Source organism: Marivirga harenae (assembly GCF_030534335.1).
GTDB classification, from domain to species: Bacteria; Bacteroidota; Bacteroidia; order Cytophagales; family Cyclobacteriaceae; genus Marivirga; species Marivirga harenae.
On the sequence record NZ_CP130565.1, the window covers coordinates 3,715,183 to 3,738,777 of the forward strand.

A 23,595-nucleotide genomic window follows, 5' to 3' on the forward strand; every position below is an offset into this window, starting at 1 on the left:
CCTATATTTACATTATGGTTCAGTCAATTACAAGAGGTATACACGTAAGCGTTGAGACGGAATTCCAACCGGAGTACAGTAGTCCGGTTCAATTTCACTATGTATTTACCTATAAAGTAGTGATCGAAAACAAAGGAGACCAAACCGTGCAACTCCTTAGAAGGCAATGGTTTATTCATGACGCGGGTTCAGAAATAAAAGAAGTTGAAGGGGAAGGAGTAATAGGGCAACAACCTATCTTAGAATCTGGCCAAAAACATACTTATGTTTCAGGATGTAACTTAAAGTCCCCTTTTGGTAAAATGCATGGTTTCTATCAAATGGAAAGAATGTTAGACGGACAATTAATTGAGGTAAGAATTCCTGAATTTAATATGATTGCTCCTTATAAATTGAATTAAATTGAACCTCTTTTTAGTAAAAGAATACATTCGCTATTTCCATTTCAAAACAGACGAGCATTCACTTCATTCACTATACTTCTACAATTTCTATACAAACCTGATAAAAAGAAAAAAACATTCTAATGATTGGGAACCAATTGAAAAGCTTAGATCAGAATTGTTAAAAGATAATTCTGAATATAAGATATTAGATTTGGGAGCAGGTTCAAAAGTGGAAAAATCAACGGTTCGCAAAGTAAAATCGATTGCAAAACACAGTTTATCTAGCCCTAAGTTCTCTCAACTTCTTTTTCAATTAATCAGAAAATACAAATTCAGGAACATTATTGAGCTCGGTACAAGTTTAGGAATAAACACTGCATATATATCTAAAGCTGATGAAGACGCTGAAATCCATACTTTTGAGGCAGACCATAATGCGATGGCGATAGCAAAAAAAGTAAATTCAGCACAAAAAAACATAAAATTTCACAACGGGGACATCACTGAAATCTTACCAGCCTTTCTACAACAATCAAAAAAGGATGTCGACTTAGTTTATGCAGATGCAAACCACACTTATGAGGCAAGCATTCACTATTTTAACGTTCTACTCCCCTATCTTGCACCCAACTCGATTTATATTATGGATGATATTCACTGGTCAGCCGGAATGAAAAGAGCGTGGTTAGAGATTAGGCAAAGAAACGAAGTAAAATCTAGCATTGACCTTTTTGATGCGGGTATACTATTTTTTAATCCCGATTTTAAGAAGCAAAATTACGTTTTAGATTTCTAATTTTTAGGAACCATTCTTATAAACAACTCACTCCCTTGTCTTTCCGGAATTGAGTTATAGGCAGTATCCATTTTTAAAATATTAAAATATTTAGAAAAAAGGTTTTTATATTCCTCCTTATTTCCCCCGAAAGGTGGTCGATCATCAAAAAGTGGGATATCAAAAAGCAAACCTAACAATTGTCCCGTTGGCTTTACCAATTCATACATTTTCTTAGCATAATTCTCTCGTAATTGAGGCTTTAAGGCACAAAAAAATGTTTGTTCAATAATATAATCGTAGTCTCCTTCAACATCAAAAAAATCCATATTTAACAACTGCCCTTTAGGAAATTCTGGGTTATCATGAGAAAACTTTTTTAACGGAATCACAGAAAAATCTAATAAGTGAACATTTGTATATCCTTTCTTCCACAAATAGGCGGCTTCATATGCATTTCCGCACCCTGGAATTAATATCCTTGCATTCTTTTCCTCGACTGTTTCCATAAATTGAACGATAGCAGGTGATGGATAACCTATATCCCAACCGAGTTGATTACTTTTATATCTGTCTGTCCAGTAAGATTCATTTAACTCCATGCGGTAAAATATAATATTTGTTTAAATTTGTGGTTTGTATTTAACGAAGAAAACATACTATTTGTAGTATAAAAACTTAATTTCATCAGCAAACTTATTAAAAAGTTCGACCTATTATGTCAGAGGAATCAAAAAATTCAGCTTACAACCAATTAGAAAAAGAGAATAAAAGCTCTAAGAGAAATATTATTATCATTGTATTTCTTGTAGCAATTGTTGCGATAATTGGAGTCAAATTTTATCTGGATTCTGAGAAAGAAAATGAAGAATTACAACAAAATTTAGAACAAACTTATGGGGAGCTGGATAGTATCAGCACTCAATTAGATATGAAGATCGCAGAAATAGAAAGTTTGGGTGGAGACATATCAGAATTACAATTGATTCGTAAAAATTTGGAATCTGAAAAAGAAGAGCTAAAAAAATCTAATAATTGGGCTGCAAATCAAATTCAACGCTATAAGGATAAAGTAGGTGGTTACGAAGAATTACTGAACCTGCAAGATGAAAAAATAGCTAGACTTGAAGCCATCAATAAGGAATTGCTTTCTGAAAACACCAATCTGAAAACTGAGAAAAATCAATTAAATGATAGTATCTCTCGTCTTAAAAACAACAGAGAAGAATTAGAGGATAAAGTCGAAATGGCTTCAAGATTAAAGGCTGAAAATATTAAGATAATTGCAATAAATTCAAGAGGGAGAGAAAGAGATGACAAAGAATATAAACCTCGACATATAGAAAAATTGAAAATTCAATTCAATTTGGCTGAAAACAGTGTAGCACAACCAGAAGGAAAAGATATTATTCTTAGGGTAATAAACCCAATTGGCAATGCACTATTTGATGTAAACACGGGTTCAGGTTCTTTCATGATCGATGGAAAGGAAATGTTTTATACAGCGAAGCAAGAAATTCTGTTTGATAATACACAGCAGGAACTATCTTTTATTTATGACAGAGGAGAAGAATATGAGGAGGGAGTTTACCAATTAGAATTATACGCTGATAATTATTTGATTGGTAAAGAGAAGTTCTCCGTTAATTAATCATAAATATTTCTTTTTACTTTGCTAGTTCAAGGACCATGAGCATTAAAACATTTTGCTTATTAATTTCTATCATTTATTGTTTTGAGGCTACTGGTCAAGAAAACAAACGGTATGTAATTCCAGAAATACTAATAGGCTCAATTGTCCCCAATTACCTAAAATCCCCATCATTTGGTGTGAAAATTGGACTTGCTGTTACCTACTATAAAAGTGCCGAGGCTCAGACTGCAACCAATCAATACTATAAATATCCACTTTTAGGCGTACAAGCTGGATTTTACAATTTAGGTAATACGAAGGTCTATGGGCATGAAATTAATTTAATGCCAGTTTTAGGGTTGAGAATGAAAAAAGGTATGTTCCAATGGGGAATTGGAGCGTCTTATTTTACGAAAACTTACAGAGAGAACGAAAAGAATCAATCAATAGGAAGCCACTTTAATTGGGCATTTCAGTGGATGTACTATCGTTCCTACGATGTTTTCATGAAAAGAAACCTTCGACTGGGAGTTGGGTACAGACATTCTTCTAATGGACATGTTCAACTTCCAAATTATGGACTTAATTCTGCTGTATTTTCAATTGCAATCACGGCCAAGGAGCTCAAAACCTCCAGAAATGTTGCCCGAAAAATAGATAGCAATCCAAATAATAGAACATTATTTATAAAAGCACGAAGTGGGATTGGATTCCATGAATTTGGTAATACCACATCTCCGGTAGGAGGTGAAAAAAAACTTGTATTTAGTCAAAGCTTCGGAGTCGGAATTATTTTTAATGAACATTTCAGATGGTACGCGGGCTTTGGTACCCGTCATTATCAACATTTTGCTGATTCTATTAATAAAAGTATTGAATTACAGAACCTAAACGTTCATCCAAACAATCATTTTTTCTTGATGGGCGTTGAATATTTGATCTATCATGTAGGTATATCCATTGAAGGAGGAATCAATATTTCAAAGCCCTTTTACTATCATTTTTCTGAAAGATTTGAAAACACAGAGTCAGTGAAGTATACCCTTAAAAAATTATTTCCCAGCAGAATGGGCTTGAAACTATATTTAATAAATACAGCAAAAAATCCAAGACATAATTTCTATGTTGCAACTCATATTAATGCTAATTTTGGTCAGGCTGATTTTTCAGAAGCTAGTTTAGGGTACGTCCTTAATTTGTAGAATTATATCCTTAATTAAATTTTTATAAGCCAATTTTTTACTAATATTTGAAAAAATTCATTGCATTATACTGGCCCAATTGGAGAAAAGAAAGTTTTGAATAGATAATTACACGGTAATTTCAGGAGCTTTTCGTTCGACAAAATCGGATTTTTCAAAAATGATGAATGAAAGGAAACCATAATATGACACAGAGATATTCCCAAAGCGGTATTCAAATTGACTATATAAAAGTCTGTTGTGATATTCAAATTCCCCGTATTCAGCAAGATCTTCAGCACTCAAATCAAAATTCTGGTGACTAGCACCATAGTCGTTTGCAATACGTGATAAATAATCATCTTCACTAGGTACTAACAATACGAAAAGTATTAATAGGAAACACACTGACAGTAAAAGCTTTCTAGACATATTGCAAAAACTATCCTAGCTTAAAAAAGTTGGGAATAAGTCAATTTTTAGATGTCTTTACACTCTCCAGTATAATCTTCAACAAATTGAAATTCCAATTTATTGTCAGAGTCTATCATAAAAATTTCCAATACAAAAACCCCTTGAGCAAAGGTCTGTGCATTTGCATCCATCCATAATGTATCCGACTGATATACTATATTATCTGAAATTCCTTGTGCTAATATATATTCTGTGCTGATGGTATCTATATTGATCCAACAGGTATATTGTTGCAAAGGGAAGAAGCCGACAGAATCCTGGTATCCACCAATATCATAATAAAAAGTATCAAAATCCACTCCACTGTCATTAAACAAAGCTAAATTGGCATCACTATTATGAATTTCTCCACAAACCACTGGAATGCAAAGATCTTCGTTTAACTGCTCAAAATCCGAGCATGCAATTGAAACTAAAACAAGTATTGAAAAAGTAAAAATGTATTTCATAAATATTGCTATCAATCTTTAAGACATCCGAAATCCTTTAAAGGTTGCAAGAGGGGAATAATTATTCAATAAACTTTCGTTTAAATTTTGTTGTATTTAAAGATTATCACTATTTTTGCGCTTCAAATTAAATAAATAAAAAATGCAATTGAAAAATTACGAGACGGTATTCATACTTACTCCCGTTTTATCTGATGCACAGATGAAGGATGCTGTCGACAAATTCAGAAAAGTCTTAGAAGACAAAAAGGCTGAAATCATTAATGTTGAGCAATGGGGCTTGAAAAAATTAGCTTACCCTATTCAACATAAAAGTACTGGTTTCTACAATCTAATTGAATTCAAAGCTACACCTGAAATTGTTGCTGCACTGGAGTTGGAGTATAGAAGAGACGAAAAAATCATGAGATTCTTAACCGTTGCTTTAGACAAGCACGCTATAGAATACGGAGAAAGACGCAGAAAAGGCGCATTTAATAAACCTAAAGAACAAAAAGAGGAGGTAGCGAAATGACACTTCATAACGAGCCAATAAACCAGAAAAAGCAAGATAATCAAAAGAAATATTGTCGATTCAAAAGATACGGCATTAAGTATATTGATTATAAAGATCCTAACTTCTTATTGAAGTTTGTAAATGAGCAAGGTAAATTATTACCAAGCAGAATTACAGGGACAAGTGCAAAATATCAGAAAAAAGTGGCACAAGCAGTAAAAAGAGCAAGGCACATTGCTTTATTACCTTATGTTACTGATTCATTAAAATAATTAACCCAATAAAAATTTATAAAAATGGAAGTAATCTTAACACAAGATATAAATGGATTGGGCTATAAAAATGATACAGTAACTGTAAAGCCCGGATATGGAAGAAATTATTTAATCCCGCAAGGATTTGCAATTATCTCCAATAATTCCAATGCCAAGAAAATAGCAGAGAATATTCGTCAAGCAGCTCACAAGGCTGAAAAATTGAAAAATGATGCCGAAGATCTTGCAAATAAAATTGGTGATCTAACACTTAATATTAAAACTAAAGCTGGTGAAAGCGGTAAAATTTTTGGTGCTGTAACCACTCTTCAAATTGCTGACGCATTGAAAGAAAAGGGTTTTGATATTGACAGAAAGAAAATTGCTATTTCTGGTGACATTAAGCAATTAGGAGAATATAAGGCAGTAATTGATTTACACAAAGAGGTGAAAAAAGAAATTTCGCTAGTTGTGGAAGCTGACTAAGAACTAAGAAAATAAATTTTATTGAAAGCCTTTTGTAGTAATGCAAAAGGCTTTTTTATTGACTACTTTCCCCAAAGAATGAAAGGGGCCCAATAATATGGCGCATTATAGTCTGAATTAATCATGGAAAGTTTAGCATTCCTTAGTTCACTAGAAAACGAATGATTCGCTAACCCTAAGTCCTTTTGGTAAAATGATTGCATCAAATATGAGGTCGATTCATCTGCTACTTTCCATAGTGATAGAATCAAATTATCAGCACCTGAATAAGCAAAAGCCTGACCTAAGCCCACCACTCCTTCTCCCCTATTTATTTTTCCCAATCCAGTTTCGCAAGCCGACAAGACCACTAACTCAGCATTAATACTAAGCCCATAAATTTCTCCTACATAAAGCACGTTATCATTTGCCAGACTACTATTCTCCTCCTTTTTAAAATACACTCCTGATAAATCCGGAGATTCTAAATCAACAGTTCCGTGAGTAGCCAAATGAATAAATCGAAAGTTATCTAAAGAAGAATTTTTAAACTTACTTTTAGTAGCATCACTTCTTACAAGTGACTCAATTGATAACGACTGCTGGTCACACCAGCTTATAAAATGCATACTTTCTTGCTCAGAAGCTGGTAACATGGGAATCCCAGCTCCGAACTCCACTGGTGAAATCAATAAAGCTTCATTACCGTAATTTCTTGACTCACTAGCATGATACAATGTAGCTGAATAGACATAGTTTATTTCATACGATTTAATCAAATAATCTAACTCATAAAACCTATTGCTTTCTTGCTGGTCCTTTACTAATGCTTCAAATGGAATTGTACATAATTCACCGTCCGGAACAATGATTAATTTGTTAATATAACTGTTGAATTTGACAGGCAATAAATATTGATAAAGTTCATGCGCTATGGTTTCAAAACTCATCTGTAAATTGTAAGTTAACGTATTTCGATACGCTTTCAAATACTTTATTACTTCATCCAATTCATAAATGCGTTTATAGTTAATGCTACTTTTAGATATAATATAAAGATTAATCGTATTGCTTTTTGAAGCAAATGAATATTCTAAAATAACTTCATCACTACTTAACCTATTTTGAATATCAATGACATTTACAAATGATCCACGGTGTTTTAAATTGTAATATTCCGGATACTCCTGACCGAGTTCTTCAATAAATCTGTTGTGCTTCTGCTTTAATTGGAAATATTGATCTCTCAAGAAATTCAATTTAGAGACCTCTTCTTCTAATGCAATTTGAGTGTTTAAGTAAGCTAACTCACTAGAAAACTCCTTTTCTTTCTCTAAAATCTCCGTGGGAATTCCTGAAAAACTTTGAGCCTCAGACTCCACAACTGATGTTTTTAGTAGAGATGATTTTGACTTCTCTGCATATTGAAAGGCTTTTATCAAAAATTTGTTACCAAATAAAGTCACTTCTTGTAACTGTAAAGCAATTCTTTGCCCATCCTCAAAAAGTTCAGAGGCTAAATCGCTTAACTCCAGTAAATCCTTTTTATTGGTAGTTCCTGCCCGGATACTCTCCAAAACTTCTTCTGCACGGTCTACTGTTGTTAAAGCAGCTTCTAGATGAGATTTTTTCAATGAAAAGCCAAAATAATATGACTCTAAAATAATGGCTTTTCTCATTAGAAGTGTAAGTTGAATATTAAGCCTATTGGCATCTTCGACCTTAGGATTTTGATTAAAAGACACAGAGCTAAATTCAAAACTGTTGGCTTTCAAAGCTTTTTGAATATACTTTAGTGATTTCTCATAAGCTTTCTCTTTTACGGCTAATTCTGATAACTGAGCAAATACATTGGCTAGTTCAGAATTACGTTCACCATAATTTTGAAGATAAATAGATTTGGCTTCATTGAGGTAATCTTTGGCCAACACTAATTGATCAGTAGCAAGATAAATACCGCCTAAATTTGCTTTGATAAATGCTTCAGTTGGTAATCCCTCTTGATGATTAGCTTTCCATCTGGATAGAGCATCATTTAATATTCTAAAAGCTTCAATTTGATTAGCCTGCTTAACTTCAGCCAAGCTTATATTAATCGAAAGCTGAATAATTTTATCTAAATTTTCATCCTCAAAGTCGGAATATATAGCTAAAGCATTTTTGTAGTAGTCTACAGCTTTCTTTGGTTCAGTACTGACATAAACCAATCCAATATTATTATAAATATCAGCTATGTTGGCCCTATCAAGTCCTTCAATTCTTTTGTATTCAGCCAATGACTGCTGTAAAAACTCGAGTGCTCGATCCCTTTTTCCTTGATTCCATAAGATCAATCCATAATTTTTTAACCATCTGGCATAAAGCTCAGGCTTTTTGTGATTTTGGATTTCATCATTCTCTTCAAACGATGTAAGCAGCTTCATTGCTTTATCATTCCTTCCTTTCAAGAAATATAATTCTGCCAGTAACAAGTTCACTTCATGAGAAGTTGAATCGGAATCTAAATTATCAATCAGAATGTCAATATTTTGGCTGCGGCTTTTAAATATCGTGGCATGGTAGTGCTCTGATAATAGCTGGCTAAAACCTAGAAATGGTAAAAATATCAGGTATATTAAAAAATAATATCTTGACATAATTTAAAAGTTAAAAGTGTAATTAAGATTGATTACATGCTTTCTGGTGAGCCCGTCTGGGTTAACTTCCCGATCCGTTATTCTGTGACCATAAATCAAATGAACACTAGAAAATACGTTAAAACTGTAATTTACACCAAAGAGTGCTGACAGTGCTAATCCAGTGGTGCCATCTATCTTTTCGTATTCATTGGTTTCGTTCAAAGCTTGATCCTTGGTGATTCTATAAATCGGTAATAAACCAACATTAAAATTAATTCTTGACATTCTGAAATTTCGTTCAAATCGCATCATCACATCTGCACCCCTTCGTAAGTCCCTACCGACATCATGTCTTCTGACATAAGACATGCCACCTTCATACCAACTCCAAGAATCAACCGAAGCATCAAAGGAATTCTCATTTTGATGGATTATTGGTTTTTGCAAGCCAACAGAGATCAACCATTTTCTATTTATAAATGAAGCTCCTGTTACCAAATCATATGTACCAAGAGATGTTTGATAGTACATAGGGTAGACAGCATCTTGTCCAGGTACAGTAATATTGGATCTATTGCTTGGGATTTTCGCCCCCAATGTTCCCATTATATCCCATTCTGGATTTGTATATAGATTTTTGGTTAAACTTAATGAAATATCTCCTATTCCTGATGTTGTACCAAAATTTCCATCTATATGCATATATGGAACTTTTACCTGAAGTTCATATTGACCACCGATCGTTAAACCAAAATCAAAAATTCCTGCTCTTATCAGCGCAGAAGTATTGCTTTGACCTTCATAAAACGCAACTGAAATTGAACGTAATTTTACAGGTACATTTTTATTAAATTCTTGACTTGGTTTCATTGCCCCCATCGTACAAAATCCGGCATCGCTACACCCTTGCCCGTGTAAGAAGTACGACAGTGGTAATATCAAAAAAAAGCTAATTAATCTCTTATATACATGCATAAACAAATAATTTGCAATATAAAAATAGCTTAATTAATTGAAAATGTAATAAAAACTAATGTAAATATGATTACAGGCAGCTTCAAATATATTATTTGATTACAAAATTCTATATTCGCAGGAGCCTAGTGACGACTTTGCTGATAAAAAAAGTGAGATTTTTATCCCTTTACAAAATTTTAAATGTAATATACATTAAGAATTAAAAGAGTATAAAATATAATGTTAACTACTTACAAGTAGTAAAGACTTCCTTATTCTAATTTATAGTTTTATATTAGAATCTAAATATTAATAATTTTTTAAACTAAACTAATGAAGTACTGGGGGGCGTATAAAGTTAGGATGGCGCAGACTATTTTAGGTCAAACTGACACCAATCAAAATCTAAAATATTATCGAAATCAGCTGTTCTTTTACCTGATACTGTACACTTTTACTTTTTCACCCTTAGCAATAATACCAGGAATAATTGCGTCATATCATACAGGCTTTATCAATCTCCTCATATTGAATATTGCATTTTTTTTCGTCCTACTAATTCTCGCATTTGCCAAACCCATTAAAATTGAATCAAGGAAAGTAATTTTAATTATTAGTCTTCTTACGGTCTCCTGGGCTTTAATTTTCAACCTTGGTCTGGAAGGGCCTGGAATGATGTATCTCTATTCATGTATTATAGTGACATGTTTGATTCATTCTGGAACCATTGCCTACAAATTGATTCTGATTAATTCATTAATTTTAGTTTTAGTGGGACTCAATATTGAATACCAGTGGTTAAACCTCCAGTTGACAAATGAACAAAGCATGACTACATGGTTTGGTATTACTGTAAATCTAATATTTGTCAGTATTGTTATTGTAGCATGCTTTGAAATGATTTTTAGGAAAATGGATATTATCATTCATCAGCAAAGGACACTGAATGAAATAGTTAAATCAGACAATAAAAAAATGAAGGACACCCAAAACATCCTTCAAGGGAAAAATGAGGAATTGAGTCAGTTTGCACATATAATTGCACACGATTTAAAGGAACCATTGAGGACAATGCAAGCTTTTTCTGATTTAACCATTAGTAAATACAAAGAATCAATCCCTGAAAGAGGACAAGAGTTTTTAAATCATATCAAATCCTCTTCTATTCGAATGGCGCTTCTATTGGATTCCTTATTAGAGTACGCTCAATTGGGAAAAGATAAGAAAAAGTCAACCTTCTCAGTCCATGCTCTAATGAAAGAACTCGAACAAGACCTTAGTCAATTGATTAAAGAAAATAAGGCTAGTATAAATTACGACCAGTTACCAGAAATAACTGCTTATGAAATTGAGTTTAAACAGCTTCTCCAAAATTTGATAGCTAATGCCGTGAAGTTTAAAAAAGAAGATGAAAAAATTACAGTTAACATTGAAGCAAATGAAAACAGTCAATTTTGGGAGTTCTCAATTCAGGATAACGGCATAGGTATCGACCAAAAACACCAGGAAAAAATATTTACAATATTCCACAGATTACATAAAAATAGATTTGCGGGCACAGGTTTAGGACTGGCTAATTGTAAAAAAATAGTGGAAATGCACAATGGTAAGATTTGGATTGATTCTGTACCCGAAGAAGGGAGCACATTCCATTTTACTATTAACAAAAACCTACTTTCTCCTGAAGAAAATCAAGAGAAACACATTTCAATTACAAAATGAAAGGCAATTATCAAATGTTATTAAATATATTATTTGTTGAGATTCTAGTTAGATAACAAATCATTTGTTGGCGTTTCTATCTTATTGAAATGATGCTTAGTGGTCTGAAGAAAGGAATTACAGGATTGAACTATTAATTTGTAAAAGATAGAAAAAGCTGTTTTGTCACGATTCTCAATTGTTACTTCCACTTTCTTGAACATTAGATTAGTCATAGTCCCCACTAATTTGGAAATCCCAAAGCATTCATCCATCACATTTGCAGCTTCTATTTCCTCGATAGTTTCTTCAATTTCATGTGCATAGCATTCTGACATCTCCCAATTTACACTATTGACAACAAAATACATTAATGACTGTATCGCTGCGAATAGCCCATCGCAATAGCTAATTCACCGCCTTCCTCTTCCGCTTGACTAAAACTAGTTTGAACCATTTCATTTCTTTCTGCTTCACTGTTGCTAATTGATTTTGGAGTGTTAAATTAATTCATAACACCTATTACTGATGTAATAAAAGCTAATTCCAAGCTGACTAAATTTCTATTCATACTCTCTTTTTTTCGATAATAATTACTGTTCAAATTTAGAATTGCTTTAAGTGGGTATGAAAACTTTCTCAAATATTTTAATACCTAATTTCCCTATGCATAAGAAAATTTTGTATACTTGCAACATGGCAAATCAGCAATTGATAAAAGGAAGTCTGTCCACCATAGTTTTACATCTTCTGCAGAACGCAGGTGAGATGTATGGTTATGAAATTACGCAGAAAGTAAAGCAACTTACTGCTGATGAAATCAAGCTAACAGAAGGCGCCTCTATCCTACTCTCCATAAACTGGAAGCTGAGGGCACTTTGACTACTGAAAGCAGAAAAGTAGATGGAAGAGTAAGAAAATACTACAGACTTACAGAAGAAGGAAAAAAAGCCACATCGGAACGAATGGAAGAATTAGAGGCATTTCTGTTGAACATGCAACGGGTCCTAGGATTTAACTTGAAATTAGGATAATGAAGACAATAACTCAAGAACAAAAAGATCAGCTAGCTAAACACATTGCTAATAAGCCGATTGATTACATAGAATTGTATAATGAACTCTACGATCATTATGCTTCAGCTTACGAAACAGGTGAAAAAAATTTTGAGGAAACTTTAGAACAACTGGACGAGCACTTTCACTTTCAAAAAGTCAAAAGGATCAACGATAATTTACTAAAAAAAACTAAAAAGTCTGTTAATGATATCTATTGGAATGAATTCAAGAACTTTTGGAGATGGCCTCAGATTCTATCTACCTTAGGAATCCTCTTTCTTGCTATTTTACTAATGGGGTTTATACCAGTTAAATCAATAGTTTGGTATTTTTTGGTTCCAATCTTAGCGCTTAATGTTGGATTACTTATTTATGGTTCAATTTTAATGTACACCAAAAAACGAGGAAAAAAACGATTCAAATCAGCACATTTCAATGCTACTCAACACTACCTGAGCTTACCGACCACGATATTTAATTTAACTATTTTTTTACCGGTCTTAGTTTTAGAGCCTGGAAAACCTACGATTAGTATTTTCGAAACCTACCCTATTATCGTACTGCTTTTATTAATGCTGTTTTTTACTTCAGTCTATATTGGGATGAAAGTATTTAGAACTAAAATTAAGGTACAATACTTATGAAATTAGCACCCCACCAGATTGAGCAAATTAAATCCTGGATTTCAAAGAGAGGATTTACGCATACAGATGTGCAATACGAAATCATAGATCATGTTGCTTCTGCAATTGAAAGTAAGATGGAAGAAAATCCTGATATTGAATTGGAAGATGCTTTTAGCCAGGTGCATAAATCATTTGGCATATTTGGTTTCGCAGAAATAGAGGAAGCAATTGTAAATCGGCTTAACAAGGAATTGCTTCACTCCTACTGGCAGGCACTGCTAGCAATATTTTCTACAAAAAGGATGTTGATCCCATCATTAATCATCGTAATTCTAAGTTTGGTTTCCGTTCGCTTGCCTGAATACTTTGATTTGGTGGTTCAAGGCTTACTAATGGCATTCATGACATTATATTTAACGTATACATACATTACCTATCGTTCAAAAAAGTATCTGAAAAATTATATCAGCTTCAAAGCCGCTTTTGCTATTGTTCCCTTATTAGCCGTAAATGTTTTTAATTTAAGATTCCTTTACCTTGATAAAGCAAACCAGTTCTTGCCGCTCTTTCTTATCTCTATCATCATCTTTTCTGTTTATGCTGTCCATTTAGGTAGCCAACGCATCATAGAGAAAACGGATAGATTACATAAACTTTATAAAGATTAAGACATCATTGCAAATAATGACATATAACGTTTAACTTTTTTATATATTTATTAAACACTTCAAACTCTTCCGTGTTATTGCCGTATATTTGACCTTCAATAAATAAATATTAATGCAAGTATCAGTTTTCAGGAAAGAACATTTTAATGCGGCTCACAGGTTAAACAATCCTAATTGGTCGGAAGAGAAAAACCAGAAGGTTTTTGGAAAATGTAATAATCCCAATTTTCATGGACATAATTATGAACTTATCGTTAAGGTAACAGGAGAAGTTGATCCTGATACTGGATATGTTATGGACATGAAAGTATTAAGTGATTTGATTAAGGAAAGAGTTTTGAATCGGTTTGATCATAAAAACTTGAATTTAGATACGGAAGAATTCTCCAAGCTCAATCCAACTGCTGAAAATATTGCAATCGTAATTTTTAATTTATTGAGGGAAAAAATTGATCCCAAAAAAGAATTAAAAATTAAGTTGTACGAAACGGAAAGGAACTATGTCGAATACCCATCAGAATAATAAAGAATTGGAAAAAATTAATGATCTAGAAGAATTTGGAGATGATCATGTAGCCTCAAACTTTGAGACTCCTTTAAGAGCAGATGCTTTTGAAATGGACGATGATCTGAAAATGGAAATGATAGCAAAGCATTTCAAGGAAATCATGCACATTTTAGGAATGGACTTAGGTGATGACAGCTTAAAAGGCACGCCTAACAGGGTTGCTAAAATGTATGTCAAAGAAGTTTTCAGTGGATTGAATCCAAAAAACAAACCGCAACCTAAGCTCTTTGAAAATAAATATAAATATAGCCAAATGTTGGTGGAGAAAGATATCACTTTCTATTCGCACTGCGAACATCATTTTGTTCCAATATATGGAAAAGCCCATGTAGCATATATTTCTAGCGGAAAGGTAATTGGTCTTTCTAAAATCAATAGGATTGTACAATACTATTCTAAAAGGCCTCAAGTTCAGGAGCGATTGACGGTCCAAATTGCTGAGGAATTAAAAGAAGTGATGCAAACGGAGGATGTTGCAGTAGTAATGGACGCCAATCATATGTGTGTTTCTTCTAGAGGTGTTGGAGATACCAACAGTAGAACAGGTACCTCATACTTTGGGGGTAAATTCAATGATGAAGCTACGAGACGAGAATTTTTAGATTATATCAATTCTCCCAATAATAGTTAATACCAAAATTTATTACTAACTGTAAGCCCGCTTAAATATCAAGTGGGCTTTTTTTTTGATTTAGAATGATCCTCAGCAAAAAACGCAAAACTTGGTAATGACATGAGATCCAGATTAAATCAAGCATTAATCTGATCAGTGCGAAATTGAGACAATTTCCTACCGACTTTTTTAAGAAAAAGAAGAATACCAGAAACCTCAAGATGCTAGATAAAATTGGAATCACTACATCATTAAAAAGGAAATTACATTTAAATAAACATTAGCCCTTGTTCAATGTTAAATACATAATAATTAAACAAAAAAGAACATTATGTCTTTCAAAGATAAAAATATTTTAATCGTTGGCGCAAGCTCAGGCATTGGCTTAAGCTTAGCCAAGAAATTACAAAATGAAGGAGCAAATCTCATATTAGCATCTAGAAACAAACCTGATTTTCAGGGTGACTTTCAATACATCAGGTTAGATGTTCTAGAAATGCAAGATGAACTAAAAGATCTGCCAGAAGTGCTACATGGTTTAGCATACTGTCCAGGCAGTATTAATTTGAAACCTTTTCAGAGTATTAAAGAAAATGATTACATCAATGACTTTCGTCTAAATACTGTTGGTGCAGCGATGGTCATCCAGCAATCTTTAAAGTCACTGAAAAAGGCCGATGGGGCAAGTATAGTCCTGTTCAGCACAGTGGCAGCAAACACTGGTTTGTCCTTTCACGCCTCTATTGCTTCTGCGAAAGGAGCACTACAAGGTTTTGGTTTAAGTTTGGCTGCAGAATTAGCAAGCAAAAAGATTAGAGTTAATCTGGTTGCCCCTAGTTTGACGGACACTCCAATGGCTAAAAATCTATTATCTACAGATGAGAAAAAAGAAGCCTCAAATAAAAGACACCCAATAGGCAGATATGGAACCCCTGATGATATTTCAAATGCAGCAAAATTTCTACTCGACAGCGAAAATAGTTGGATTACTGGTCAAATCATTGGAGTAGATGGTGGAATGGAAAGAATTAGAAATATCTAAGATTTAATCAAACAATTGAACCTCCCTGTAGGTTATTTTTCAATAACAATATTTTTATAATCAACACAACTTTTACAAATATGAGTAACGATACAGAAACAATCACGGACAGTTTACAAGAATATCACACAGGTACACATGCCAAAGTTTCTTTTGTAGAGGGAAAGCCAGTTGCTATTGTTGAAGCAACGAGCACATACATACCTATAGAAGAGTTTAAAGCGATTTTCAATACAATTGGAAAGTTAGTCGATTCCAAAAAAATCGCAAAATTGATTTTCGACAAAAGGAAACTAACAGTTTTTCACCAACCTTCAATGGAATGGTATTTTACAGAATGGAAAGAAGAAATGTGGCATAAAGGATTGAAGACGCATAGGAAAATATTGCCAGACAATAAAGTTTTCCAACAAAGTGTAAAAATTGGTAGGGAAAAAATTAGAGAAGAGAATCCAAACTTAAAATTTAACGAAATGGACATCCAGTACAAGAATTCAATCCAAGATGCCATTGATAATTAATAAAATATGTCAAAAAGCACTGTAGAAGAGTTAAAATTAGAATTAGAAAAGTCAAATAATGAAATAAAACTCTTAAAGTCGAAGTACGAAAGTCAGGTTGGTGAACTCAGAAGCGAGGTTTCCTATCTAAAAGAGCAACTAATGGCTCAGCAGGATATGCTAAAAATGGCCGTAGATTACGCCAATAAATTAGGTAAAGAATTAAAAGGTCTTAAAAAGAAGATAGATTCAGGTAATTTTCAAAGCATACATTAATTTGCTTATCGAATCTCGAAAAATTGTAACAATTTTGAAAAACGGTTAAGTACTGTTGTATGAGTAGAATTCCAGAATCATATTATTTTTACCAAGATTTATTACGTAAATCCAAAGAGGAAAGGGCGAAGCTAAAAAAAGAGTATACAGAAAAAATAAATGGGCTTCAGGATGAAATTTCTTTTCTGAAAGAGCAAATTAGTTCGCAGCATTCCATGATCGAACAGTCAATTGATTACGTTATGAAGTTAGAACAACAGCTTAAAACTTTTGACTTAGAAATTTCAATAGATAAAAAAGACGAAGAAAAAGATAAATAACATATTATTTACGGTTTATTACTAATGCATCTGTTTTAAAATGGATGCATTTTTTATGTTCAACCTTAAAAAAAACATCTGCCTTCGGAGCAGATGTTTTTGTGAATATAGATTTCAACTGATTCTATTAATCCATGGATTTTAAGTATTTATAGAGATCACTGTCAGTAGATAAAATAACAGTAGTTTCATCATTAAAAGTCTTCTGGAAGGTTTCCATGGACTTTAAGAAAGAATATAATTCTCTCGAGGCATTGTTTTTATTGTATGCATTGGCATAAATTGCGGCCGCCTCGGCATCAGCTTTACCTTTTATCTGTTCAGCTACTTTGAAAGCCTCCGACTGAATAGATTTAAGTTCTCGTTCTTTCTCACCATTAATTCTTGATGCTTCCCCCTGCCCTTCTGAACGGAATTTATCTGCAATTCTGAAACGCTCACTTTTCATTCGCTCATAAACTTGGGTTCGGACTTCTTCTACATAATTGATCCTTTTGAAACGGAAATCTAATATTTCAATTCCTAAATCTTGAGTTTGAAGATTAGCCGATTTCTGGATATATTCTTGAATACTGTCACGACCAACATTGATTTGAACTAAACTGTCATCTACTATTTCGCTTATTGCACCGCTTGAAATAGGAGTTCTATTGCTAGTTCTAACCGCTTCTTCTAAATAGTTGTTTGCTATGAAATCACGAGTTTCGCCATCCAAAATATCATCTAAACGAGACTGCGCCCCACGCTCATTTGTTAAACGCTTATAGAACTGTAGAGGATCTGTGATTTGCCAACGAGCGTAAGTATCCACAAAAATAAACTTCTTATCTTTTGTTGGTACTTGATTAGGATCACCATCCCATTCTAAATATCGCTTATCAAAGAAATTAGCAGTTTGTACAAACGGGATCTTAAAATGAATCCCTGCATCTTTAACGGCATCTCCCACAGGTTTACCAAATTGTGTAATAATTACCTGCTCCGACTCTTTCACTATATATGCACTCTGAGCAATTACTATTAAAGCAACTACTATTATAACTAATATGGTTATTAATGATTTTTTCATATCTTCTTATTCAATATTTAAAAATGACTACTGATTAATCTTGCTTCCTGATTGAGTAGCCATGTTTAATAATGGCAATACATTCCCTCCTTTATCATCAGTAATAATTTTATCACCTAATTTTGGTACTACCTCCTGCATGGTTTCCAAGTAAATCCTGCTTTTTGTAACTCCAGGAGCTTTTACATATTCAGTGTACAATTCATTAAATCGAGCTACCTCACCTTGTGAATTATTAACTCTTTCAGTTGCATAACCCTCTGCTTTTTGAATAGTCTCTTCTGCCTGCCCTCTTGCTTTCGGGATAACTTTGTTGTATTCTGATTTGGCCTGATTAATCAAAGTCTCTTTCTCTTGCTGCGCTTCATTTACAGCATTAAAAGCTGCTCTTACGGGCTCTGGAGGAGTCACATCTTGTAATACCACTTGTTCAACCCTAATTCCCAATTCGTAATCATTAGAAAGCTCTTGGATTAGTACTTTCAGTTTTCCAGCAATTTCAGCCCTACCTACCGTCAATACTTCATTTACTGTTCTATCTCCAACAATTTGTCTCATTCCTGATTCAGAGATATCTCGGAGTGTATTTTCAGGATCTCTTACTTTAAAAAGGAAATTATAAGGATTATCGATTCTATACTGAACTACCCATTCCACATCAGCTAAATTCAAGTCTCCGGTTAACATTAAAGACTCCCCTTCTGCTCCTCGCTTGGTAAAAGTTGATTGTACTCCAGCACTAGTGGTTCTAAATCCGAACTCCTGCTTTTGTTGCCGCTCAACGGGTACTTTAGTCACTGATTCTACAAAAGGGATTTTAAAATTCAATCCTGATTCAAGTGTTCTATTGTATGCTCCTAGGCGAGTTACAACCCCAACTTCTTCTGCTCCTACTTGAAAAAATGTACTAATAACAGCTGTTAAGACCACTACCACTACTACAATCAAGCGTATGTTTTTTACTATTTTTTGAAAGGACTCTTTTGCTTTGTCCCCGTCAAATTCAAATTCTGCCATAAATATGCTATTTTATTGGTTAATTGTTTTTACTTAATGCGTTAATAATCCTTTAATTTTTCATTCCCATTCATTCTCCCCATTTCCATTCGTTTCCTAATTCCAATTCATCTTTCAGTCCCTGCTCAATTAAAAACTGTCGGGTCTCCTGGAAGTCTAATTTCTTTGCTGGTATTTTATCAGCATTAGCTAATTCCCACAAAAACATACCTCCGAAACGAACAGTATTCTTAAGATGTTCTTCATTTACTAGAGAAAAATCATCACCATTTGAATGATAATAACTATATACTTTCCTTTCTAAGTTCCCAACCAAACCAACAACAGGAACTCCTTCCATCATAAATGATTGGTGATCACTATGCAATCCAGCCTTATTGGCATTTGTATTTTCATAGCTAGAGTCCACAGCTTGTATTTTTTGTCCAATTGCATCAAAAATCGGCATCATTTCATTTCTACCTGCCGCATTAAATCCTTTCGGGTTTCCGCTCATATCAATATTCATCATGTATGCTACCTCTCCCAATTCGCCTTTGTCAGCCAACATTTTTACCATTTCTTTGGACCCTAGCAAGCCTTGCTCTTCACCCATAAACATTACAAACTTAATGTTTCTCTTTGGTTGCAAATCAAGTATCTTGTACGTTCTAGCTATATCCAATATAGCAGCAATGCCAATTCCATTATCAATGGCCCCTGTCGAAAGATCCCAACTATCTAAATGACCTCCTAAAATAATATTTTCATCTGTCTTTTCTGTTCCTGCTAAAGTTGCGATTACATTTCTGGATTTTATAACCTCACTTTTATTACTCATTTGAATGTGAGCATTGATTATTTCTCCTTCCGCTAATTGCTTTTTTAGCTCCATACCTTTTTCATAACTAATGCAAATGGCTGGAATATCAATCAAACTGCCAGTAACGGATGCCGTACCTGTCAGTAGTACTCCGCCAGGAACCTGGTTTGTTATGATGATCCCCTTGGCGCCATATTCTATCGCTAATGCTGTTTTCTCCGACCGATGAATGTTTTTTAAGCCTTCTGGACTTCCATCCAAAATCCCAATATAAACTAAGGCAATCTTACCTTTCACCTCATCTTTTAAGCTATCAAAATCAGCTCTAAGTCCGTTATTAACATCAATAACTTCATGTTCAATATCTGCTGAAACAGGTGAATGCCCTAAAGAAACAACTTCAGCTACCTCATTATCGTTAACTTCAAGACTCACTGAGTCACGAGCCCACGCTTCCACTTCAAATTCATGATATTCTACGTCTTCAAAACCATATGACTTAAAAAGATTATAAGTATACTCTTCTGCCTCGGCACCGTTCTTGGATCCCGTAAGACGATGCCCAATTTCGGAAGTCATCTTCTCCAAATTGACATATGCTTTACTGTTTTCTTTTACTTCAGTATTAATAGATGCCAAAACATTCTCGTCTTTCTCTGTCTTAGTTTCGCATGATATAAACAGGAAAATTGGTAGGCTTAGTAGTAGTAGTTTAATAGTATTCTTTGTATTTTTCATTGCTATTAGTTTAGAAATTTGAAGTTAAGCAAATCTAATCACAAAATAGAAAATGTACATACCTTTAAAATAAAAGCTAAAAAAATCAGGTTAAATCGACATATTCCTACTAAAAAAATGATTTTAGAAATTCCCTTCATGCTTGATTCTGATAGGCTCCCTTTGCAAGCTATGAAAACTTATGATCAACAAAAACAAAATTTAAATACATGAATACTCAATTTTGGATGAAAATGGCAATTGATTTAGCCAAAGAAAGTAAAACTCCTTTTGGAGCTATAATAGTAGACCCAGAAGGTCAACACGTCAGTGGATACAATACCACTATTCATGATGGAGCAGTGGCTCATGCAGAAATAAATGCCATTAATAAACTAAAACAATTGGATCATGATAGAGCAGAAGAATTGATGATAATCACCACTGTAGAACCTTGCCCGATGTGTATGTCAGCCATCATTTGGGCAGGGATTGGTGAAGTAATCTACGGTTGTGACATCCCTACGGCCTCGAAATATGGGAAACAAATTAATATTAGAGCAAAACAAATAGCAGCAGAAGCCTGGTTTGGACCCATTATAAGTGGTGGTATTTTAGCAGAAGAATGTGAGGATCTTTTTAAAAAATAACTGAAGCCAAATATTTACGGAAAGCAATAAACTCTTCGAGTTGATGTTCTGGTATTTTATGAGCTTGCAATTCTTCATAGTAATCATAAAAAGTTGCTTCAGTCATCTGCTCGTGTAAAATCAATCTTAACAAATAACTTCTTTGACAAAGTTTGAACAAGTTTTTAGGTCTTAGATTTTCAGCGAAAATTAAATTCTGTATATAATCGGACAGAATTTTCAAATCAGTGAATTCATCCAACCAACTGAAGCCTCTCTTAACTAAGGCGCTTTCTATTTCATATAAAGCTTTGCGAAGCTCAACAGTATTTTGAATAAAGCTTCTTTTTGAGAGCCCCTCTGATATTTGACTAAGGTTTTCCCAATAAGTGAGTTTCAGATTTGTAAAATCTTGATTGTAAAATCTAAAAATTAAATCTTCTACTTGATCAATTGTTAGTGCTAGTTGAATTTCCAGCATTAAACCATCTTCGTAGGGAGTGATATTACCAACAATTATTTTACGTCCTTTTAAAAAAGATTGATGGAAAGCATCATAGCCTTCCATTTTGAAATATTGAAAGTCATTAAAAAAATCTTCTAAATTCTGAATGACTTCCTTTTTCATTGATATACCCTCAAAGTTTCATTAAAAAATGTCAATGCTCTTTCCTCAGCATAGGTATAAACTTTTCCCATTTGTAGAAAGCCAACATGACCTCCGTGAGTGGTTAGCTCCAGTAAAATGTTTTGGTTTGCTTCTGCCTGTGATTCTGGATAACAATCACCAGTTAGCATTGGATCATTTAAAGCGTTTAAGATTAAAGTAGGAACTTTTATATTCATCAAATGCGGAAGACACTGCACGCTATCATAAAAATCTTGTGCATCTTGGTATCCAAATATTTTTGCAGAATAGTGAGTGTCAAAATCATGAAAATCTCTGAATGACTTCCAATGCCTAATCTCTAGTAAGCCAGGGTATTGTTCATTTTTTTGTCTTAACTTAATATCTAACTTCCTCATAAATCGATTTTGATAGAACTTATTTTTCTTCAGAGCAAGCATTTTTGAGCTACTTGATAAATTACAAGGAACACTCACTGCCATAGCCCCTTTAATTTGAGGATATAAATCCTGGCCGTTTTCGCCTACATACTTTAAAGTCAAACTACCACCCATACTAAATCCTATGAGTACAATTTCCTTGTAGCCATTTGCTATTGCTCTACTCACCACTTCTTCTACATCTTGGGTGAATCCATGGTGATACAGAAACTTTTTACGATTCATTTCGCCACTGCAACTTCTACAATTCCATGCCAATACATCCCAATTATTTTGAGAAAACAGTTTTGCAATCCCCTGGATATAGGGTCTATCTGAACTTCCTTCTAATCCATGAGAAGCAATAATTAAACGAGAATTATTATTCTTAACCCAATCAATGTCCAAAAAATCGCCATCCTGAGTCTCTATCCTTTCTCTCTCGTATTTTACTCCTTTTACTTTTCTGATGGCACTAGGAACTATTGTTTCTAAATGCTGATTGAAAAGGTAAAATGGGGGTTTATAATGGGTGTTCTTGATTATTGGCATTCATTACTATTTTAAAAGGATCGAAGATAACAAACTGCGGGCGTTGACACATTGTAAAAGCATAAAAAAACCCAATTGTTTCCAATTGGGTCTGGAATAAATATTTCGTGCAAGTTCAGGCCGTTTCAGACTGCTGAACACTGTTAATTTCATACTGATAAAGCCATTCCTTTCCATCTTCAACAGAATCTAATAGTTTCATTTTTCTTCCAGTAGCCGCAATAATGGAATTTAGAATCAATGTCGATAGCTTACTTAAACCACAAACAACAGTAACTTTCACTTTTGGATTATTCTTCTTTACTGTTTCTTTAATTTTAGAGAGAAGATCCTTATTAAACCTAGCATTAGTTGCATTCACACAGGACAAAACTGATTTATCCGGAAATTCTGCAACCAATTTCTGCACTGCATCAAATGCTGGAATAGCTTCGTTTCCGTTGGTGTTTTCAATATCAGTATAAACTATTTTTACCCCTTTATGCTCAACAACTTTACAATACGACATAATTATAATATTTTATTATTTTTTATCACTTATTTAATTCGGTACTAATTAAACAAATAATATTAAAATAAAGAAGTAAATCATTAAAATGACTTAAATAAATTTATCTTTTTAGATAAAAAGTAAAATCTTTACGATAAAGTATAGGTATAGGGTCAAGGACATAAACCATGGAACTCTACTTATTACGATAG

General features: G+C 33.6%; 29 protein-coding genes and 1 pseudogene. 18 read left to right on the plus strand and 12 right to left on the minus strand.

Features of this window, described 5'->3' with window-relative positions; all coding sequences use genetic code 11:
- The first annotated feature begins 14 nt into the window (after positions 1-14).
- Positions 15-401 (plus strand): Co2+/Mg2+ efflux facilitator ApaG/CorD, encoded by a 387-nt coding sequence (apaG, locus tag Q3Y49_RS15790; RefSeq protein ID WP_303269490.1) that lies wholly within the window; start codon positions 15-17, stop codon positions 399-401.
- Position 402: 1 nt separating this feature from the next.
- Positions 403-1,182: an O-methyltransferase gene (locus tag Q3Y49_RS15795; RefSeq protein WP_303269492.1), complete on the plus strand. Its 780-nt coding sequence runs from the start codon at positions 403-405 to the stop codon at positions 1,180-1,182.
- Here the strand turns inward: Q3Y49_RS15795 and Q3Y49_RS15800 are convergent.
- The gene (locus Q3Y49_RS15800; RefSeq protein WP_303269494.1) at positions 1,179-1,763 is read right to left on the minus strand and encodes a class I SAM-dependent methyltransferase; all 585 of its coding nucleotides are present in this window, start codon (positions 1,761-1,763) and stop codon (positions 1,179-1,181) included. The genes Q3Y49_RS15795 and Q3Y49_RS15800 overlap by 4 nt on opposite strands.
- A gap of 116 nt (positions 1,764-1,879) precedes the next feature.
- Between Q3Y49_RS15800 and Q3Y49_RS15805 the strand changes: the two genes are divergently transcribed.
- A complete protein-coding gene (locus Q3Y49_RS15805; protein WP_303269495.1) occupies positions 1,880-2,812 on the plus strand; it encodes a DUF8428 domain-containing protein in 933 nt (310 codons plus the stop codon).
- Between the two features lie 38 nt (positions 2,813-2,850).
- Positions 2,851-3,996, plus strand: coding sequence for an acyloxyacyl hydrolase (locus tag Q3Y49_RS15810; RefSeq protein WP_303269497.1), 1,146 nt, complete (start codon positions 2,851-2,853; stop codon positions 3,994-3,996).
- 108 nt (positions 3,997-4,104) lie between these two features.
- On the opposite strand, the gene Q3Y49_RS15815 is transcribed toward Q3Y49_RS15810, so the two are convergent.
- Positions 4,105-4,356, minus strand: a complete 252-nt coding sequence (locus tag Q3Y49_RS15815) for a hypothetical protein (protein WP_303269499.1) — start codon at positions 4,354-4,356, stop codon at positions 4,105-4,107.
- A gap of 98 nt (positions 4,357-4,454) precedes the next feature.
- Positions 4,455-4,898, minus strand: a complete 444-nt coding sequence (locus Q3Y49_RS15820; RefSeq protein ID WP_303269501.1) for a hypothetical protein — start codon at positions 4,896-4,898, stop codon at positions 4,455-4,457.
- Between the two features lie 142 nt (positions 4,899-5,040).
- On the opposite strand from Q3Y49_RS15820, the gene rpsF reads away from it, so the two are divergent.
- From rpsF to rplI, 3 genes are read left to right on the plus strand one after another with little or no spacing between them, the layout of a single operon-like run.
- Entirely contained in the window at positions 5,041-5,412 is a 372-nt protein-coding gene (gene rpsF / locus Q3Y49_RS15825; protein ID WP_085515787.1) for a 30S ribosomal protein S6, read from the plus strand.
- Positions 5,409-5,666, plus strand: a complete 258-nt coding sequence (gene rpsR, locus Q3Y49_RS15830; protein WP_013452439.1) for a 30S ribosomal protein S18 — start codon at positions 5,409-5,411, stop codon at positions 5,664-5,666. The genes rpsF and rpsR overlap by 4 nt, the downstream gene beginning before the upstream one ends.
- Before the next feature lie 24 nt (positions 5,667-5,690).
- Positions 5,691-6,134 (plus strand): 50S ribosomal protein L9, encoded by a 444-nt coding sequence (gene rplI / locus Q3Y49_RS15835; RefSeq protein WP_303269507.1) that lies wholly within the window; start codon positions 5,691-5,693, stop codon positions 6,132-6,134.
- A 62-nt stretch (positions 6,135-6,196) separates the two neighbouring features.
- Here rplI and Q3Y49_RS15840 read toward each other — a convergent pair whose 3' ends face one another.
- Entirely contained in the window at positions 6,197-8,749 is a 2,553-nt protein-coding gene (locus Q3Y49_RS15840; RefSeq protein ID WP_303269509.1) for a CHAT domain-containing protein, read from the minus strand.
- 3 nt (positions 8,750-8,752) lie between these two features.
- The gene (locus tag Q3Y49_RS15845) at positions 8,753-9,673 is read right to left on the minus strand and encodes a hypothetical protein (protein WP_303269511.1); all 921 of its coding nucleotides are present in this window, start codon (positions 9,671-9,673) and stop codon (positions 8,753-8,755) included.
- Between the two features lie 348 nt (positions 9,674-10,021).
- On the opposite strand from Q3Y49_RS15845, the gene Q3Y49_RS15850 reads away from it, so the two are divergent.
- Positions 10,022-11,410 (plus strand): sensor histidine kinase, encoded by a 1,389-nt coding sequence (locus Q3Y49_RS15850; protein ID WP_303269513.1) that lies wholly within the window; start codon positions 10,022-10,024, stop codon positions 11,408-11,410.
- A 44-nt stretch (positions 11,411-11,454) separates the two neighbouring features.
- Here Q3Y49_RS15850 and Q3Y49_RS15855 read toward each other — a convergent pair whose 3' ends face one another.
- The gene (locus Q3Y49_RS15855; RefSeq protein WP_303269515.1) at positions 11,455-11,727 is read right to left on the minus strand and encodes a hypothetical protein; all 273 of its coding nucleotides are present in this window, start codon (positions 11,725-11,727) and stop codon (positions 11,455-11,457) included.
- A 358-nt stretch (positions 11,728-12,085) separates the two neighbouring features.
- Between Q3Y49_RS15855 and Q3Y49_RS15860 the strand changes: the two are divergent.
- The 9 genes and pseudogenes from Q3Y49_RS15860 to Q3Y49_RS15900 all read left to right on the plus strand — a co-directional run bounded on the left by Q3Y49_RS15860 (position 12,086) and on the right by Q3Y49_RS15900 (position 17,060).
- Positions 12,086-12,423 (plus strand): annotated as a pseudogene (locus Q3Y49_RS15860) (PadR family transcriptional regulator).
- A complete protein-coding gene (locus Q3Y49_RS15865) occupies positions 12,423-13,091 on the plus strand; it encodes a hypothetical protein (RefSeq protein WP_303269517.1) in 669 nt (222 codons plus the stop codon). Before Q3Y49_RS15860 ends, Q3Y49_RS15865 begins: the two are co-directional and overlap by 1 nt.
- On the plus strand, positions 13,088-13,741 hold the full coding sequence (locus Q3Y49_RS15870) for a hypothetical protein (RefSeq protein ID WP_303269519.1): 654 nt from the start codon (positions 13,088-13,090) through the stop codon (positions 13,739-13,741). Before Q3Y49_RS15865 ends, Q3Y49_RS15870 begins: the two co-directional genes overlap by 4 nt.
- A 112-nt stretch (positions 13,742-13,853) precedes the next feature.
- The gene (locus tag Q3Y49_RS15875) at positions 13,854-14,264 is read left to right on the plus strand and encodes a 6-pyruvoyl trahydropterin synthase family protein (RefSeq protein ID WP_303269520.1); all 411 of its coding nucleotides are present in this window, start codon (positions 13,854-13,856) and stop codon (positions 14,262-14,264) included.
- Positions 14,242-14,940, plus strand: a complete 699-nt coding sequence (folE, locus tag Q3Y49_RS15880) for a GTP cyclohydrolase I FolE (protein WP_303269522.1) — start codon at positions 14,242-14,244, stop codon at positions 14,938-14,940. The genes Q3Y49_RS15875 and folE overlap by 23 nt, the downstream gene beginning before the upstream one ends.
- A gap of 313 nt (positions 14,941-15,253) precedes the next feature.
- Positions 15,254-15,964 carry an SDR family NAD(P)-dependent oxidoreductase gene (locus Q3Y49_RS15885; protein WP_303269524.1) on the plus strand — a complete coding sequence of 237 codons (711 nt, stop codon included), beginning with the start codon at positions 15,254-15,256 and terminating at the stop codon, positions 15,962-15,964.
- Positions 15,965-16,044: 80 nt separating this feature from the next.
- A complete protein-coding gene (locus tag Q3Y49_RS15890; protein ID WP_303269526.1) occupies positions 16,045-16,485 on the plus strand; it encodes a hypothetical protein in 441 nt (146 codons plus the stop codon).
- Between the two features lie 6 nt (positions 16,486-16,491).
- Entirely contained in the window at positions 16,492-16,740 is a 249-nt protein-coding gene (locus Q3Y49_RS15895) for a hypothetical protein (RefSeq protein ID WP_303269528.1), read from the plus strand.
- A gap of 59 nt (positions 16,741-16,799) precedes the next feature.
- Positions 16,800-17,060, plus strand: coding sequence for a hypothetical protein (locus tag Q3Y49_RS15900; RefSeq protein ID WP_303269529.1), 261 nt, complete (start codon positions 16,800-16,802; stop codon positions 17,058-17,060).
- 127 nt (positions 17,061-17,187) lie between these two features.
- Here the strand turns inward: Q3Y49_RS15900 and hflC are convergent, their stop codons facing one another.
- From hflC to Q3Y49_RS15915, 3 genes are all read right to left on the minus strand, one after another.
- Entirely contained in the window at positions 17,188-18,129 is a 942-nt protein-coding gene (gene hflC / locus Q3Y49_RS15905; RefSeq protein WP_303269531.1) for a protease modulator HflC, read from the minus strand.
- A 27-nt stretch (positions 18,130-18,156) separates the two neighbouring features.
- Positions 18,157-19,146 carry an FtsH protease activity modulator HflK gene (hflK, locus tag Q3Y49_RS15910; protein WP_303269533.1) on the minus strand — a complete coding sequence of 330 codons (990 nt, stop codon included), beginning with the start codon at positions 19,144-19,146 and terminating at the stop codon, positions 18,157-18,159.
- A 70-nt stretch (positions 19,147-19,216) separates the two neighbouring features.
- A complete protein-coding gene (locus tag Q3Y49_RS15915; protein ID WP_303269534.1) occupies positions 19,217-20,686 on the minus strand; it encodes a M20/M25/M40 family metallo-hydrolase in 1,470 nt (489 codons plus the stop codon).
- A 209-nt stretch (positions 20,687-20,895) separates the two neighbouring features.
- Between Q3Y49_RS15915 and Q3Y49_RS15920 the strand changes: the two genes are divergently transcribed.
- The gene (locus Q3Y49_RS15920; protein WP_303269536.1) at positions 20,896-21,315 is read left to right on the plus strand and encodes a nucleoside deaminase; all 420 of its coding nucleotides are present in this window, start codon (positions 20,896-20,898) and stop codon (positions 21,313-21,315) included.
- Here the strand turns inward: Q3Y49_RS15920 and Q3Y49_RS15925 are convergent.
- From Q3Y49_RS15925 to Q3Y49_RS15935, 3 genes are all read right to left on the minus strand, one after another.
- Positions 21,305-21,922 (minus strand): hypothetical protein, encoded by a 618-nt coding sequence (locus tag Q3Y49_RS15925; RefSeq protein WP_303269537.1) that lies wholly within the window; start codon positions 21,920-21,922, stop codon positions 21,305-21,307. The two genes, Q3Y49_RS15920 and Q3Y49_RS15925, sit on opposite strands and share 11 nt — an antisense overlap.
- Entirely contained in the window at positions 21,919-22,893 is a 975-nt protein-coding gene (locus tag Q3Y49_RS15930) for a YheT family hydrolase (RefSeq protein WP_303269538.1), read from the minus strand. The genes Q3Y49_RS15925 and Q3Y49_RS15930 overlap by 4 nt, the downstream gene beginning before the upstream one ends.
- Before the next feature lie 115 nt (positions 22,894-23,008).
- Positions 23,009-23,401, minus strand: a complete 393-nt coding sequence (locus Q3Y49_RS15935; protein ID WP_303269539.1) for a hypothetical protein — start codon at positions 23,399-23,401, stop codon at positions 23,009-23,011.
- Positions 23,402-23,595: the final 194 nt, after the last annotated feature.

Coding starts and splice junctions, on each gene's coding strand:
- apaG (WP_303269490.1), top strand. CDS start 15: ATGGTTCAGTCAATTACAAGAGGTATACACGTAAGCGTTGAGACGGAA.
- Q3Y49_RS15800 (WP_303269494.1), bottom strand. CDS start 1,763: ATGGAGTTAAATGAATCTTACTGGACAGACAGATATAAAAGTAATCAA.
- Q3Y49_RS15805 (WP_303269495.1), top strand. CDS start 1,880: ATGTCAGAGGAATCAAAAAATTCAGCTTACAACCAATTAGAAAAAGAG.
- Q3Y49_RS15810 (WP_303269497.1), top strand. CDS start 2,851: ATGAGCATTAAAACATTTTGCTTATTAATTTCTATCATTTATTGTTTT.
- Q3Y49_RS15820 (WP_303269501.1), bottom strand. CDS start 4,898: ATGAAATACATTTTTACTTTTTCAATACTTGTTTTAGTTTCAATTGCA.
- rpsF (WP_085515787.1), top strand. CDS start 5,041: ATGCAATTGAAAAATTACGAGACGGTATTCATACTTACTCCCGTTTTA.
- rpsR (WP_013452439.1), top strand. CDS start 5,409: ATGACACTTCATAACGAGCCAATAAACCAGAAAAAGCAAGATAATCAA.
- rplI (WP_303269507.1), top strand. CDS start 5,691: ATGGAAGTAATCTTAACACAAGATATAAATGGATTGGGCTATAAAAAT.
- Q3Y49_RS15840 (WP_303269509.1), bottom strand. CDS start 8,749: ATGTCAAGATATTATTTTTTAATATACCTGATATTTTTACCATTTCTA.
- Q3Y49_RS15850 (WP_303269513.1), top strand. CDS start 10,022: ATGAAGTACTGGGGGGCGTATAAAGTTAGGATGGCGCAGACTATTTTA.
- Q3Y49_RS15855 (WP_303269515.1), bottom strand. CDS start 11,727: ATGTCAGAATGCTATGCACATGAAATTGAAGAAACTATCGAGGAAATA.
- Q3Y49_RS15865 (WP_303269517.1), top strand. CDS start 12,423: ATGAAGACAATAACTCAAGAACAAAAAGATCAGCTAGCTAAACACATT.
- Q3Y49_RS15870 (WP_303269519.1), top strand. CDS start 13,088: ATGAAATTAGCACCCCACCAGATTGAGCAAATTAAATCCTGGATTTCA.
- Q3Y49_RS15875 (WP_303269520.1), top strand. CDS start 13,854: ATGCAAGTATCAGTTTTCAGGAAAGAACATTTTAATGCGGCTCACAGG.
- folE (WP_303269522.1), top strand. CDS start 14,242: ATGTCGAATACCCATCAGAATAATAAAGAATTGGAAAAAATTAATGAT.
- Q3Y49_RS15885 (WP_303269524.1), top strand. CDS start 15,254: ATGTCTTTCAAAGATAAAAATATTTTAATCGTTGGCGCAAGCTCAGGC.
- Q3Y49_RS15890 (WP_303269526.1), top strand. CDS start 16,045: ATGAGTAACGATACAGAAACAATCACGGACAGTTTACAAGAATATCAC.
- Q3Y49_RS15895 (WP_303269528.1), top strand. CDS start 16,492: ATGTCAAAAAGCACTGTAGAAGAGTTAAAATTAGAATTAGAAAAGTCA.
- Q3Y49_RS15900 (WP_303269529.1), top strand. CDS start 16,800: ATGAGTAGAATTCCAGAATCATATTATTTTTACCAAGATTTATTACGT.
- hflC (WP_303269531.1), bottom strand. CDS start 18,129: ATGAAAAAATCATTAATAACCATATTAGTTATAATAGTAGTTGCTTTA.
- hflK (WP_303269533.1), bottom strand. CDS start 19,146: ATGGCAGAATTTGAATTTGACGGGGACAAAGCAAAAGAGTCCTTTCAA.
- Q3Y49_RS15915 (WP_303269534.1), bottom strand. CDS start 20,686: ATGAAAAATACAAAGAATACTATTAAACTACTACTACTAAGCCTACCA.
- Q3Y49_RS15920 (WP_303269536.1), top strand. CDS start 20,896: ATGAATACTCAATTTTGGATGAAAATGGCAATTGATTTAGCCAAAGAA.
- Q3Y49_RS15925 (WP_303269537.1), bottom strand. CDS start 21,922: ATGAAAAAGGAAGTCATTCAGAATTTAGAAGATTTTTTTAATGACTTT.
- Q3Y49_RS15930 (WP_303269538.1), bottom strand. CDS start 22,893: ATGCCAATAATCAAGAACACCCATTATAAACCCCCATTTTACCTTTTC.
- Q3Y49_RS15935 (WP_303269539.1), bottom strand. CDS start 23,401: ATGTCGTATTGTAAAGTTGTTGAGCATAAAGGGGTAAAAATAGTTTAT.